We start from the raw sequence: 13,887 nt of genomic DNA, 5'->3' as shown, positions 1-13,887 counted from the left end.
GTTGATAATCCAACAACGTGTTGTATAATTTATTGTATAGAAGCTCTACAGGACCATCAACCATCAGATTTTTAAGATCTGTCGTGTAATCGATGTACGGAAACTGGAGGCAAATAATGAAAAAGCAACCTGAACTTACGGATAAAACAAGGCAAACCTTTATCAATGTATTCTGTGATTTATATAGCCAGAAACCAATCGAAAAAATAACCATCCAAGAGATCGCTAAGCGATCAGGATATAACCGCAGTACCTTTTATCAATATTTTACGGATATCTATGAGTTGTTGGATTACGTGGAAGAGCGTGTTTTTAGATCCATTAAAGAGGAAATGGCAAGCAGAGAGTTCTCCACACATACCTTCCAAGATGCACTTCAATGCCTGGAGAATGCAGAGGAAATTTCAATCCTGAAAGCCCTCTTGGGCGACTATGGTTCTGTTCATTTTATTGAACGGCTGAAAAGAGAAATTCCCTTGGAGAGATTGATTGTGGACCTTCCGGCAGATGAAGCTTTAGCACCGTATATCATTGAGTTTTACATATCCACACTAATGTCGATGTTTCGCCTTTGGATACGGAATGACAAAGATCTGTCGTCGGAAGAATTGGTCAAGCTGGTAGATACCCTGTTTACAAACGGAATTGGGACTACGGTGATTCCTTAATATGTTAAGATACAACAATGATATAATGAGGGGGATTGTCCTACGGTAAAAACTCAGATCAGACAGCTAACCGTCCAAGACCGGCCTTTTTTATATTGGCATGTGGGTGGTTCCCGCCTCACGTTAAATATTTCACCCAAGGAAGATAAAACCACAAAAATCACGCTCATTTTCGCAGTCACTCCACCTGAAGAGGATCGTCACACCTCCTGGGAGTTTTATGATATTTCAGCATACAAAAACAACTCCCAAACCACCATTCATCTGGGCAAACCGAGACATATTTCCGAGCTTATTCTTTACATACAACGGGAAAAACCTGAGTTGTGGCTCACAGGAAAGCAGCATACGATAGAGAATGCTTGGGAACTGCTGCAAGCCATGGGTTACTCGAACCTGGAGCCCGTTTGGGTTAAGCGGTGGTAGAACCTGATTCGGTTTTCTCTGCGATAAGATAGGCTGAAAAAACGTAGAGGATGGGATGCCATGAAAGCGTTAAAATCGATGTACTATCAATTTATTAGGGAACCGCTGTGGTTTAAAGTGTTAATATCTTTGACTTTACTTGCTTCTATTCTCTTTAGCAGTTCAATGTTTTCGGATTATGCCTATTCTAATATAATTGCCAAGTTAGCGGCCGCAATCTTTTTTTGCTCATACGGAATCAAAATGCGCAGGAACCGTCAAATTTCTGTTATTTTCTTTGCGCTAACTGTTTTGAGTATTATTCTTGTACTTATGCAATTTTCAGAACTAAACTAAACCAACAATTAAAACAATACCGAGAAGCCATTTCGTAACATGAATTCACAACTCTTGTCTTAATGGGGGGCCGCATTATGAATTTTTGGCCGATGAAATTCATTTCAGTTCTAATTTGTTTTGCATTGACGGTATGCGGATGTGCTGGCTTGAAAAGCAATGGAACGGAGCATGTTAGGGCAAGCGATTTCATTATTCCCTTGAACGTTAGCGAAATGTTGAAGCGTCCAGAGACTGGGGTTATTAAATATTTTCAAAACCGTCGTGAAGATTTTGAAATTCTAGGCAGTTATCTGTTAGAGAATGAAAAAGTGTTCCAGACTCGGCCTGTCATACTTCAACAAGATTATTCCATCGAGAACATCCAAGACCCTGAAATTCAAGAAATCGCTCAAACATTGTTTCAAGAAGGTATTGTAAAAAGGATATCCTCCTTAAATGATGCCCCTAGTAAAAGTATTGACTTTTTGTTTGATGCCGAAGACAACTTGTATCAACAAGGCATAACCTACCTCAGCCTACCAGAGATGGCCAAAGGGGATCCTTCGAAATTCAGCTATGTGAATGACTATAAGAATCTGGGCGGCGGCTGGTACTATTATGTCTTCCACTATGACAAACTTAAAAATGAAGATGAATTTCGGAATCTAGCTTGGGCCCAAATCTCAGAAAAGGAAAGAAGCACTTTAACCACGCCGAAAGAGAAAGCCATAGTGATCCTAGAGTCTGGAAAAAACGTTGGCTATTGGATTGATGACAGAAAGTCAGAGGTTGTTGTATCCGTTCAACTTGATACGGAAATGAACGGCCCACTGGGACCGATTACAATGTTTTTTGATCCAATGACCAAAGATTTGATCGGGGGCAATCTGCGTTTTTAATAGGCAAGAAATTAACTGTTCTGCTTGCAAAAGAAGAATGGCACTATTAAGACGTTATAGAGAGAAGATTCCGGTTACGCACGAAGATAAAGAGAGGACGATCCGAACATGAATGTGGAAGTGTATACGTTAAATGCGTTTGCGAAAGGGGGGCGTGGCGGTAATCCGGCAGGCGTTGTCTTGGAGGATGGCCTTTCTCTGGATGCTGCCCAAATGCAGCTCATAGCGAAGAAGTTGGGATTTTCGGAGACGGCCTTTATGGAAAAATCCCTGCTTGCGGATTACAAAATCCGCTATTTCACCCCGGCCAGTGAAGTTAATCTGTGCGGACATGCCACGATTGCTGCGTTTGGGCTAATGCATTCGCTGGGTTTGTCAAAGGAAGGGACCTCCTATTCAATTGAAACCAAGGCAGGGATTCTGGAAGTCGATATTAGCTCCGAGGGTCTTGTTTATTTGTCACAGGCTTTACCACAATTTCTTCAAAAGATATCCTGTGAGGAAATCGCCCCATCTTTGGGGATGGATGCCGGGGATCTGAAAACCGGGTTACCCATCCAGATTGTTTCAACGGGCCTGCGGGACATTATGATCCCGATCCGCAGCAGGGAGCTCTTGCATGAGGTTGAGCCAAATTTTGATGCCATAACCGCCATCAGCGAAAAATATGATGTAGTTGGATATCATCTGTTCACGATGGATACTCCAGACGATGCTGCTGCGGAATGCCGGAATTTTGCGCCGCTGTACGATATTCCCGAGGAGAGCGCGACAGGAACATCCAACGGTGCCCTGCTCAGCTATTTGTACCAACATGGTCAACGATCTTTGCGGGAAGTAGAGAAAGTCATCTTCAGGCAAGGGTATTCGATGGATTGTCCTTCTGAAATCAGGGCAGGACTGCGCCTAAGCGAGAGCGGTGAAATCAATCAGGTTCGGGTTGGCGGTGCAGTAGCTGGCATTGAACGAAGACATATCATGATATAAGCGGAATCAAGCCACCGTTCCATAGGGGACAAGAAATGAAGCTCTCAGACAAAACAAGTACATACCATTTGAAGACATCCATTTGGTTGCTAACCAGCGAAGTGATTAAGCTAACTGGCAGGATAGTTGAAGCGATTTAATGTGACTATATGTGAGGGCTGCAGGTTGAGCGAGACAATCACAGATTCTCAATCAATAATAAATGGATAGCAGCAATAATTCCCAGCGGATAGATGATGAAACGAGAGAATGTATTCTTAAATTCGTTGCGGGAGTGCTTTTCGAAAAAAAAGTGCAGGATCGCATGGATCATGAAAAAGATATCTAGCACCCAAAACGTAATCGTCTGATATTGGCTGAAAAGTAAAGCGAGTATGATGGTGTACAGGGGGAGATGGATAAAGGTGAACACTTTATAGGCTTTTGCATCATCCATATCTTGTAGAACAAGAAAAAGTTTCCATTCCGAACGTCGAATGGCATCCATTTCATGCAGCAGAAATAAAGACAAGTTAAACAAGAATAGCAACAACAATAAATCAGGCATATCAAACCTCCTAAAATTGTACAACAAATGTTTTATACAGCTCAATGAATATACACATTAAAATGTTAATACGTAAAGCTGTTGGAAATGTAACAAGAAAAGTTATATCTGTCTCACTTGAATCCGTTGTCGATAATGAACAAGGTGTTTGCCGAAGATATAATATGAAAAAAATTCCACCCAGAGGAGGAGACGTTACTTAGCGTCACACACCAATCATGCGAGTCAATCGATTACTCTCCATGCTGCTGATCATCTCCGGTCAAGGTACGGTAACGGGCAAGGAGCTTGCCGAGCATTTCGAGGTATCCTTGCGGACAATCTACCGGGACATCGAGAAAATAAGCGAAGCCGGCATACCGGTTGCATCGACCAGCGGCAAGGGCGGAGGATACTATATTATGGACAGCTATAATGTAAGCAACCTCTTTCTTAATGGGGACGAAGCTCATACGTTTGTAGCTGTAATGAAGAATTTACACGGCTTGTTTGGCCGGAACGAAGCTTTTAATGACATCCTGCTAAAAGTCGAACATACCTATAAGCGGGAGCCGGGTAAGGATAAACTGACTCTGAATTTGTCCCATTTCAGCATGGAGCAGGAGATTAAAGCGTTCCTCGGGATCATAAGCGAGGCCATCACGGAGAACAGGCTGCTGGTGTTTGACTACATCAACAGGGATATGGAATACCTGGAGCGGACGGTTGAGCCGGGCTGGATCGACTTTCGACACGGCCATTGGTATGTGATCGGCTTCTGCCGGGTCAGGAACGACTACCGCAGATTCAAGCTTGTGCGGATCAGACAATTGGAGCTGGGGCTGCCTTTTGCAAAAAGAGATGTGCCCGAAGCACGGATTGCCGAGGTGATTGAGCACAATTATTCGCAGGCGGGCATACAGGTTGTGTTGAGATTCACTTCGCGAATCGGCGCGCAGCTTACCGAGTATTTTGAGAAAGAGAAGATTAGCCGGGGGGGAGATGGCAGCTATCTCGTCACGGATACTTTTCCTCATGAGGAGGGCCTGCTGAAATTCATTCTAAGCTTCGGCAAGGAGTGTGAGCTGCTGGAGCCTCGTGGATTACGGGCAGAGCTGCAGCAATATATGCAAAATATGCTTTTCTCCTATAATGACTGACCCCCTGGTGTCAGTCATTGTGTTTTATAGTAGGGATATCGGCGTAGAAATGAATACATATGGAGGTAACGAAGCATGAGTACTCACTACTATTTCAGTTGGTTTAATGATGTTTTGCCAGAGAAGCTGGTTGAGTGGCTGCAGGAGGATCTACAAGACAGACAATCGCTTGTTATGATTAGCGCTCAACCCTCTGATTATGAAGACGGGCAGATTAACTTTGAGGATATAACGGAATGGACATGGCTCCATCAGGCTAATCTTATGTTTAAGGAGAATCATTTCATCGATTACCGCATGCCGAAGGATGAGGCCCGGCAATGGATTCAGAACGCCTCGGTCATTTTTTTATGCGGGGGAGACCCGGTTCAGCAGCACAAATTTTTGGCGGAATATGAATTAACGGATGTAATTAAGAACAGCAATGCCGTTATCTTGGGGGCCAGCGCCGGTGCGTTGAACATGTCTGCCAAATGGGTAACCTCGCGTAACGCCGCCCATACCGTTGAAATAGATAAGATTCAGAATGGGTTGGGCTTAGATCCGTTTGCTTATGAATCTCATTCGAAACGCGACTACGCCTCGTTCGTTCAAGGCTACCTGTTCCCCTTGTCTGAGGAGATAGATGTATATGCGGCAGAACAGGAGAGCGCGATGCGTGTAAAAGACGGCAAAATCGAAATCATGGGTCCGGTATATTGTATATCCCGCTCGAAGATTCAGAAAATAAGCGTATGACCACGGAGTAGTAACCGATTGCGTTAATATATTGGTTCTTCCTATGAACATAATCGATTTTATATATTAGACCAATAAGAGATAACGACCTATGATGTGTTTATCTTAACGAAGGGGAATGATCTGATGTCTATATATGATTTTCAGGTAACCAAGATTGGCGGGGAGACCATTGATTTATCAGTATACCTCGGAAAAGTACTCCTTATTGTAAACACAGCCAGTAAGTGTAGTTACTCTCGCCAATTCGCTGATCTTCAAAAGCTTTATGACAATCATAGGGAGCAGGGCTTTGAAATCCTCGGTTTTCCTTGTAACCAATTTAATGAGAAAGAGCCAGGGAGCAACTCAGAAGTGCAGGAATACTGTACGGGCCACTTTGGAGTGACATTTCCGTTATTTGAGAAGGTGGAGGTTAGGGGGCAGAACCCGCATCCATTATTTGAGTTTTTAACGAATCAAGCGCCGTTTCAAGGCTTCGATACCCAGACTGTGAACGGTCAATGGATGCAGAATTTCCTGCAAAAAAAGTATCCTGACCTATACGCAGGGCATGGGATCAAGTGGAATTTCACAAAATTTCTGATCGGCCGGAACGGACAAGTACAGGGTAGATACGAAACAACGGCAGAGCCATTTGAAATACAGTCAGCGATTGAAGCATTGCTAGACTGATGGTTGCTCCTTACCTCATAGGGTAGTATAATCTTCCAAATATGAGGAGTGAGGAGACTAAAAAATGACTGAACAAACAGTAGACAGCAGAATAGCAACATTAGGAATCGTTCTTCCCCATGCAAGCGAACCAGCAGCTAAGTATGCAAACTTCGTAAAAGTAAACGGGTTATTGTATGTTTCAGGTAAGGGCCCTGCTGGAACACCTAAGGGGAAGTTAGGTCAAGAGTATACAACGGCAGAAGGTTATCAGTTTGCACGGCAGACTGGGATTGAAATTTTGGCTGTACTAAAAGCAGCTTTAGGTACACTGGATAAAGTGAAACGAGTGGTTAAAATTCAGGGCTTTGTTAATGCCGCCGCTCATTTTGAAGAACATCATAAAGTGTTAAATGGTTGTTCTGATCTTATGCTGGATGTTTTCGGGGAAAAAGGTATCCATGCACGATCAGTGTTTGGAGCTGTTTCGGTCAGAGACAACCTTCCAATCATCATTGATTCAATATTTGAGGTTGAAGAATAAAGGAGAAGCCAGGAGGAAACCTTGGAATGGACTTTCGGTTAAGACTTGATGGTGCTTTAGATGAAATCTATGAACCTCTATGGAAGTTACAGATTCAGCTCACCGATGGAGAAAAAGCACTGCTCCGAAGCAAAAAGGTACGGCGGCTTCATTACATTCGGCATGGCGGAGCTTCTTTCATTAATACCCACCATACCTACAGCCGCTTACAGCATACGTTAGGTGTGTTCGCGCTTATAGCACATTTTGAGCCGGATAATCATACGTTGCGGGCGGCTGCATTACTGCATGATATCGGACATGCGCCTTTCAGTCATACGTTAGAATCCCTTCCGGGCGTGGATCATCATGAATGGACGCGGGAGGCCGTATTTTCAGAGGAGATCGTTGACATCCTAGCCCGTGCGAATATTCGTACAACAGAGGTTATGGACTATATAGATGGATCAAAACGTAGCCTCTTGAGGAACAAGGACGGAATTCTTCATGCAGATCATCTAGACTCCTGGATCAGAAGTGCATTTATCGGCGGTTATCTGACGATTTCGACTGATGAACTTTTAGAAGCGATGAGCTATAGAAATGAAAATCTCCAGTTCACACTCGAAGCTGGCAAGCAGGTCACCGGGCTCATATGGGAAGAAGCTCGTTTGCAAACTTCCCCTGCTAACATCGGCGTAAACGCGATCATGAGGAAATTGGCTGGAAGCTTAGTACATAAGGGTGGATTTGAAGCAGCGAAGCTGCGAATCATGACGGATACGCATATCGAGCAGTTGCTTTGTAGTGATCCAGACACACGGGAAGAGTATGAGCAGTTGCTTATGGAATCATGGCGAATTCGCGTGTCGCGGGAAAAGCCTGCTTTTCCAGTGGAAACGGCAGTATTGAGTAAGCTCTATCTCGCAATGCCGCTCATCCAAGGTGTTGTGATCACTGAATATTCGCAAGACTGCCTCGCCACGATCAATCAGCTTACAGAGTTGCTAGGCACCTACTACGTTTGGTGGGAGTGTTAATATATGATGAATCCAGAGAATTTAACTTGCAAAGCATGTGGAAGTACCACCTTTGTAAAAGGTGAAGTGAATGCAGTGGATGCTAGAGTGATGCCGATTGGTAAAACCTTTTCCTTTGGCTCCCCGGTTATCTATACATTTTGTAAAAAGTGCGGAGAGGTAGCCTCCATTCGAATTAAAAATCCGGATAAATTTTGAACATAACATTTCGTAATCAAATTTAATGAGGGGGGAATTTATATTGATATTCTTTAAATTAAAGCCCCTATTTAAATTAACTGCTCTGGTTCTTACTGTCTTTGGCTGCTACGCGCTTATTATGAGATTATTTTTCTAATGATGGACTTATCTTCAATAAAAGTCGAAAGAATTGTGGACGAGTGCCTTATCGATAACATTCCATCTATCAGAGTTTTGGAGAAATTGAATTTTACACGAACCGGAATAGAGAACGGAATGATTATGTGGGAATTACTAAATATACACTAATATATCGTCATGCAGAATGACTTGCGATGGATTAAAATAGAAAAGAGAGTCGGTGCGAATGTCAAGCTCCCATGAAATTCCCGGGAGTTTCGCACCTCAGAATTTGTCCAAAGTCTATAAATATGAGGGTAGTCTTGATAAGTCAAGGGTGTCTTATATCTTTTCAAGAATAGACTTAGGAGCCAGATAGTGAATTAATACGGGAAAGCATGGTTTATGCTTTTTTTCGTTGTCGCACTCTACGTGAGTGCGTGGATTAAAATTTCGTGGTTATGCTCTGTTTCCTAGCTTTAAGCGTCGCACTTTACGCGTGAGTGCGTGGATTGAAGTATCTAACGAGGTGATGTCCATGAGAGGTTTTGTAATCGTTGTTTTGATTTTAGTTGTGGCTTTGGATTCTTCAGGAAGAAGAGGTGAACCCGCTTGACCCTTCAAGCTGTATTTGTGGATCGCGATGGAACCATGGGAGGGAATGGTCATTTCATTCACCCTCGGGATTTTGAATTATTTCCATACTCACTAGAAGCATTGCAATTATTCAAAAAACATGAAATCCCAATCATCGCCCTAACGAACCAACACAACATATCTAAAGGACTTGCTACAGAATTAGACTTTAGGAATGAATTTGACAGTTACGGATTCTACTCCGCCTACATATGTCCTCATGAGCCTGAAGACGGCTGTGTATGCCACAAACCGCAACCTGGGATGCTTCTGCAAGCGGCAACCGATCATGGATTAGATTTAACCCGGTGTGCAGTGATTGGCGATGTGGGTTCGACTGATATGCTTGCAGCCGCAGCAGTGGGGGCCAGAAGAATTCTGGTAGAGACGGGCTGGGGGATGCAGTCTTTGAATAAATACCGTCACCTGTGGTATGAGCAAGCAGCACCAGATTATATTGCGATGGACCTTCTGGATGCGGCAAAATGGTTAGTTAGCACAATAAAGCGGACAACGCCTGAGTAGGGCATTGTTGTCCGCTTTGTTTCTCTAGATGTATATGTGTAGTTAAGCTGGATTATTGCACGATTTCCCGGTTAAACTCCTTTAGGCGGATCAAAGGCTTTTTCCTCTGAGTTCCTTTTCTTGTGGTGGTATGTCCTTGTTCGTCTGTTCTCCGCTCTATAAATTGCCCGGTCAGATAGTTAATGTCATCCTCGTCCGCTTGCTCCATGGTGGTTGATCCTGTGAAGTAGCTTCCGCTTGTCGCTCCAATCAAAAACCAATCCTTATCCTGGTAGCGGAATCTATATTTGTTATACCATCTCCAGTTGCTCCCTCCATAATCGCTAACCAGGAGAGATCCCCTATTAATAGTAATGCTCTCAAAAGGATCGCCCCAAACTCCGCCCTCATCCGCCCGCAAAATGACATTTTCGGCGATGATGGATAGGGTATACGTATTATTTTTGCCGCCAAATGCGATTAAGAGTGACCGTGGAGACGCTTCGTCCTTAACCGTATCCTTCTCAATGACCGTTGCGAGATCTGAGATCCCATCTTTATTCAAATCTCCTTTGGCGATAGCCTTCTCTCCCAGGACAGGCTCTAGAATGTGCCAACCTGCCGGAATTAGTGCATTGATGTTATTTGCTTTGGCCGCTGGTTTTGGGGTAGGGTTTGGTGCTGCTTTTACCTCCGCAGTTTGAATTTGATAAAGAGCGTTACACCCCACTATGTAGCTTAAAAGTGCAACAATACCTACGGACCTTACTATTAGTTTTTTCATCGAGTCAGATTCACTTCCTCTTCATGTGTTTCTGCTTAGTACGTGTACCTACACTAGTATAGCGAATGGATTGATGAACATGTAACACCTTGCACACAACAAAAAAACTACAATATTGAGAGATTTATAGTTATGCAGAATTACTTGCGATGAATTAAAATAGAAAAGAGAGTCGGTGCGAATGCCAAGCTCCCATGAAATCCCCGGGGGTTTCGCACCTCAGAATTTGTCGAATTCCTGAAAGATTGAGAGTGCTAGTTGAATGTCAAGGTGTGATTCATACTCTTCTGATATAATATTAAGGGAAAAGAAGTGAAACGATGTGTGAAAGGCATTGGTTATACTCTTTTCCGCTGTCGCACTCTACATGAGTGCGTGGATTGAAATCCTAACCACAGCCAAGATGCGTACAGCGATCACTCGTCGCACTCTACAGAGTGCGTGGATTGAAATTCAACCATGAGTATATTCAAGGCAGCTTACCATAAGTCGCACTCTACATGAGTGCGTGGATTGAAATAGTAACGACAGAGACGAACCGATTGAAATCCTCCGCGTCGCACTCTACATGAGTGCGTGGATTGAAATAAATCAATTGAATTATAACCGATGTGAGTTGCGGTCGCACTCTACATGAGTGCGTGGATTGAAATCCATTCGATGACCGATTGCTTCAACTGTTGAAGTCGCACTCTACATGAGTGCGTGGATTAAAATCCATTTGCTTCTATGTTTTGCTGTAGATTGGTTATATTGTCGCACTCTACATGAGTGCGTGGATTGAAATCTTCGGGAGTTGCCCATGAGATCCGGCTGCGTGTGTCGCACTCTACATGAGTGCGTGGATTGAAATACCTACAGCAAATGATCGTATCCCGGTTATCATTGTCGCACTCTACATGAGTGCGTGGATTGAAATTTCCTCGGCCGGATTGGTTAAGAATCCCGGTTCGAGTCGCACTCTACATGAGTGCGTGGATTGAAATAGCGGACACCTCCCTGTACTTCGCGTCTTTGTAGTCGCACTCTACATGAGTGCGTGGATTGAAATAGTTCCGCGAACGTCAGCTGATTGACCCCCTCCCCGTCGCACTCTACATGAGTGCGTGGATTGAAATAGTTTCATGAATATACTTAAAGGTAGGTTAGGTGTCGCACTCTACATGAGTGCGTGGATTGAAATTCACCAACGGCCTGCATTATTGTGATTGCGCTCCGTCGCACTCTACATGAGTGCGTGGATTGAAATGGAAACTGGGAGAGGTAGGCCGCCGCAAGCTGGGTGTCGCACTCTACATGAGTGCGTGGATTGAAATTATGGGTAACACTCCTTTATCGAATGGCTCCTATGGGTCGCACTCTACACGAGTGCGTGAATTGTAGACCTAACGTGTGCCCGTACAACTCTATCGTCGCACTTTAGATAAGCTCTTCACGTCTGTTAAATATATCCCCCTTTTTTTAATGATAAAGGAGGCCCCCTACCGTGCAACAATACATTGTAATCAAAGCTCATACATCTACTTATCCTGATCCAATCATCCTGCAAAAAGGTCAAGAAGTTTGGTATGGCAGGGAGGATACTCAATTTCCTAATTGGATTTTTTGTAGATCAGTGTCCACTAGCAAAGAGGGATGGGTGCCGAAGCAGATTTTAACTTCTCCAGATAGCCATGATATTGCAAAAGTGATCGAAGATTATTCCGCTCATGAACTGACAGTTACTCAAGGAGATATACTGTGGGGGTTAAAGCACTTAAACGATTGGACTTACTGTAAAACGGATAATAACGAATACGGTTGGGTCCCAGCTTTTTGTTTATCTGACTTACACGAATCTGGTTAGCTCCATCTTATAAATAAAAGCACTGAATATCTGCGCAGCCGCAGGACTCAGTGCTTTTTTAATCCTATCCTATTCCTTCCGGCGTACCTCAAATAATTCGTTAGGGCTGACTTCAAAATAGAGGCATAGCTTCATGATTAATTCTGCTGATATTTTCTTTTTATCCATGTTGGTGTTATGCACTAATTCCATAATGGTTGTTCTTCGGTGTCCGATTTCATTAGACAATTTTAGTACTGAGATATTGTGTGCCTTTAAAATTTTGTCGAGTTTACAGTGCAGTGTATATTTATCAAATTCCATGGGGACCTCCTAATAATAATGATTGCACTTTCATAGTGCATGATGTATATTATTGATATAGAAGTTGAACTTTAAACGTGCAGTTTTTGGAGGTAATCAAATGGAGGTTGCTCTATGTCCAAACGTCGCCCTCGCAAACTCAATACTCAAGCTATTCTGGACATATCCCGGAAAAACTTGGTGTGGCCAGAGCTAAATGGATTACCGGATACGATCCACTACTATCATTTGACTGATGCGCTGGGACGTAAATGGCAGACAATTGGTTGTCATGTTACGGATGCGATTAAGGTTTTTAAAATGGGAGCGTATCCTCCCTGGACAATTATTATTGAAAAGGCACCTGATACGTCTGACCTAACAGCTCGAGAATTGGTAGCGATTATTAACTGTGATGACAAAGCGTTAGTTAATGACATGCAAATTATTTTAAATACACCAGTAAGATGCAATCAGTTTATAAATACGATTGTTAACGTTAATCATTATAGCATTTTTACAGTGTTATATGATCTGAAAAATGAGTATCTACTAAATGATCCAATGCCTACTCCAGACTTTGAAAGTATGTATAAAATAAACCCGATCGAAGCCTTATCCCGATTGTACTTGGAAAATGTAGATACATTGGATTATTGGGATTGGGTGCAAGCTGGAGGTTCCGCTGAGCTGGCTGTTGAATTCAGAAAAGAACAACCCTCTTTAACATTTATTCAATCTATTGAACAGGCTGAACGGGTCAATGAAGCTAGATAAAATACTAGGAGTGAGCAAAATCGTTTTGCAGATTATAAGCTGTCGGGTAAAATAAGGGATAAGGCTGGTGCGAATGCCATGCTTCCATGAAATCCCCGGGAGATTCGCACCTCAGAATTTGTCGAAACTCTAACATTTAAAGAGTGTGCTTGGAAAGTCAAGAGTGGGCTGATACTTTTTCTAGAATAGAGTTTGGAGGAAGATAGTGAATTAATACGGAAAAAGCATAGGTTATGCTGTTTTCCGCTGTCGCACTCTATACGAGTGTGTGGATTGAAATGAACCGATGATCTCTACCTTATGAGGGTAGCGTGTCGCACTCTATACGAGTGCGTGGATTGAAATACCAGCAGGAACCCAATGTGCAAACCAGCCATATGTCGCACTCTATACGAGTGCGTGGATTGAAATGTTTTGAATTATTTATGAGTAGAGAGGAATTTGAGTCGCACTCTATACGAGTGCGTGGATTGAAATCGAACGCAAGCCGGTGCTAATCAGCTCTGAAAAAAGGTCGCACTCTATACGAGTGCGTGGATTGAAATTGCTCTGTGCTGTTTTCATCCTCATTCTCCTCTGTGTCGCACTCTATACGAGTGCGTGGATTGAAATTTCATCTGTGGTCGCAATACCGGAAAAGTCCCGTCGCACTCTATACGAGTGCGTGGATTGAAATTTGAAGCCTCGGAAGTGATTCCCCGTCTTCCGCAGTCGCACTCTATACGAGTGCGTGGATTGAAATTTTGCATGCTTGGATGTCCTCGTACAAGTGGGAGTCGCACTCTATACGAGTGCGTGGATTGAAATAGATATTGCTAA

The 13,887-nt window shown here is 43.2% G+C and carries 15 protein-coding genes and 2 CRISPR repeat arrays (1 of these 17 only partly in view); of the genes, 12 read left to right on the top strand and 3 right to left on the bottom strand.

Features of this window, described 5'->3' with window-relative positions; translation table 11 throughout:
- Positions 1–116 precede the first annotated feature (116 nt).
- From NSS64_RS22725 to NSS64_RS22715, 3 genes are all read left to right on the top strand, one after another.
- Positions 117–668, top strand: coding sequence for a TetR/AcrR family transcriptional regulator (locus tag NSS64_RS22725; RefSeq protein WP_341141612.1), 552 nt, complete (start codon positions 117–119; stop codon positions 666–668).
- Positions 669–1,507: 839 nt separating this feature from the next.
- On the top strand, positions 1,508–2,311 hold the full coding sequence (locus NSS64_RS22720; protein ID WP_341141611.1) for a hypothetical protein: 804 nt from the start codon (positions 1,508–1,510) through the stop codon (positions 2,309–2,311).
- Between the two features lie 108 nt (positions 2,312–2,419).
- Positions 2,420–3,298, top strand: a complete 879-nt coding sequence (locus NSS64_RS22715) for a PhzF family phenazine biosynthesis protein (RefSeq protein WP_341141610.1) — start codon at positions 2,420–2,422, stop codon at positions 3,296–3,298.
- A 178-nt stretch (positions 3,299–3,476) separates the two neighbouring features.
- Here the strand turns inward: NSS64_RS22715 and NSS64_RS22710 are convergent, their stop codons facing one another.
- Positions 3,477–3,845: a DUF6713 family protein gene (locus tag NSS64_RS22710; RefSeq protein ID WP_341141609.1), complete on the bottom strand. Its 369-nt coding sequence runs from the start codon at positions 3,843–3,845 to the stop codon at positions 3,477–3,479.
- 218 nt (positions 3,846–4,063) lie between these two features.
- Here NSS64_RS22710 and NSS64_RS22705 point away from each other — a divergent pair, with 218 nt between their 5' ends.
- The 7 genes from NSS64_RS22705 to NSS64_RS22675 all read left to right on the top strand — a co-directional run bounded on the left by NSS64_RS22705 (position 4,064) and on the right by NSS64_RS22675 (position 9,400).
- Entirely contained in the window at positions 4,064–4,984 is a 921-nt protein-coding gene (locus tag NSS64_RS22705) for a helix-turn-helix transcriptional regulator (protein WP_341141608.1), read from the top strand.
- Between the two features lie 75 nt (positions 4,985–5,059).
- On the top strand, positions 5,060–5,722 hold the full coding sequence (locus NSS64_RS22700; RefSeq protein WP_341141607.1) for a Type 1 glutamine amidotransferase-like domain-containing protein: 663 nt from the start codon (positions 5,060–5,062) through the stop codon (positions 5,720–5,722).
- 126 nt (positions 5,723–5,848) lie between these two features.
- Positions 5,849–6,397, top strand: coding sequence for a glutathione peroxidase (locus tag NSS64_RS22695; RefSeq protein WP_341141606.1), 549 nt, complete (start codon positions 5,849–5,851; stop codon positions 6,395–6,397).
- A gap of 64 nt (positions 6,398–6,461) precedes the next feature.
- Entirely contained in the window at positions 6,462–6,920 is a 459-nt protein-coding gene (locus tag NSS64_RS22690; RefSeq protein WP_341141605.1) for a RidA family protein, read from the top strand.
- Positions 6,921–6,946: 26 nt separating this feature from the next.
- Positions 6,947–7,939 carry an HD domain-containing protein gene (locus NSS64_RS22685; RefSeq protein WP_341141604.1) on the top strand — a complete coding sequence of 331 codons (993 nt, stop codon included), beginning with the start codon at positions 6,947–6,949 and terminating at the stop codon, positions 7,937–7,939.
- Positions 7,940–7,942: 3 nt separating this feature from the next.
- Positions 7,943–8,137 carry a hypothetical protein gene (locus tag NSS64_RS22680; protein WP_341141603.1) on the top strand — a complete coding sequence of 65 codons (195 nt, stop codon included), beginning with the start codon at positions 7,943–7,945 and terminating at the stop codon, positions 8,135–8,137.
- Positions 8,138–8,851: 714 nt separating this feature from the next.
- On the top strand, positions 8,852–9,400 hold the full coding sequence (locus NSS64_RS22675; protein WP_341141602.1) for an HAD-IIIA family hydrolase: 549 nt from the start codon (positions 8,852–8,854) through the stop codon (positions 9,398–9,400).
- A gap of 52 nt (positions 9,401–9,452) precedes the next feature.
- Here the strand turns inward: NSS64_RS22675 and NSS64_RS22670 are convergent, their stop codons facing one another.
- A complete protein-coding gene (locus tag NSS64_RS22670; RefSeq protein ID WP_341141601.1) occupies positions 9,453–10,163 on the bottom strand; it encodes a hypothetical protein in 711 nt (236 codons plus the stop codon).
- Positions 10,164–10,651: 488 nt separating this feature from the next.
- A CRISPR array of direct repeats spans positions 10,652–11,547; the repeat unit is 32 nt; unit sequence GTCGCACTCTACATGAGTGCGTGGATTGAAAT.
- Positions 11,548–11,649: 102 nt separating this feature from the next.
- Here NSS64_RS22670 and NSS64_RS22665 point away from each other — a divergent pair.
- Complete coding sequence (locus NSS64_RS22665; protein ID WP_340991351.1) at positions 11,650–12,009, top strand: SH3 domain-containing protein; 360 nt, start codon at positions 11,650–11,652, stop codon at positions 12,007–12,009.
- Between the two features lie 69 nt (positions 12,010–12,078).
- Here the strand turns inward: NSS64_RS22665 and NSS64_RS22660 are convergent, their stop codons facing one another.
- Positions 12,079–12,312 carry a helix-turn-helix domain-containing protein gene (locus NSS64_RS22660; RefSeq protein WP_340991352.1) on the bottom strand — a complete coding sequence of 78 codons (234 nt, stop codon included), beginning with the start codon at positions 12,310–12,312 and terminating at the stop codon, positions 12,079–12,081.
- Positions 12,313–12,426: 114 nt separating this feature from the next.
- Between NSS64_RS22660 and NSS64_RS22655 the strand changes: the two genes are divergently transcribed.
- Positions 12,427–13,068: a hypothetical protein gene (locus NSS64_RS22655; protein ID WP_341141600.1), complete on the top strand. Its 642-nt coding sequence runs from the start codon at positions 12,427–12,429 to the stop codon at positions 13,066–13,068.
- Positions 13,069–13,316: 248 nt separating this feature from the next.
- Positions 13,317–13,887: a CRISPR direct-repeat array (repeat unit 32 nt; unit sequence GTCGCACTCTATACGAGTGCGTGGATTGAAAT) (it continues 120 nt past the right edge of the window).

The organism is Paenibacillus sp. FSL H8-0122 (assembly GCF_038005345.1).
Taxonomy (GTDB): Bacteria; Bacillota; Bacilli; order Paenibacillales; family Paenibacillaceae; genus Paenibacillus_AQ.
This window is presented reverse-complemented; position numbering and strand designations above follow the sequence as displayed.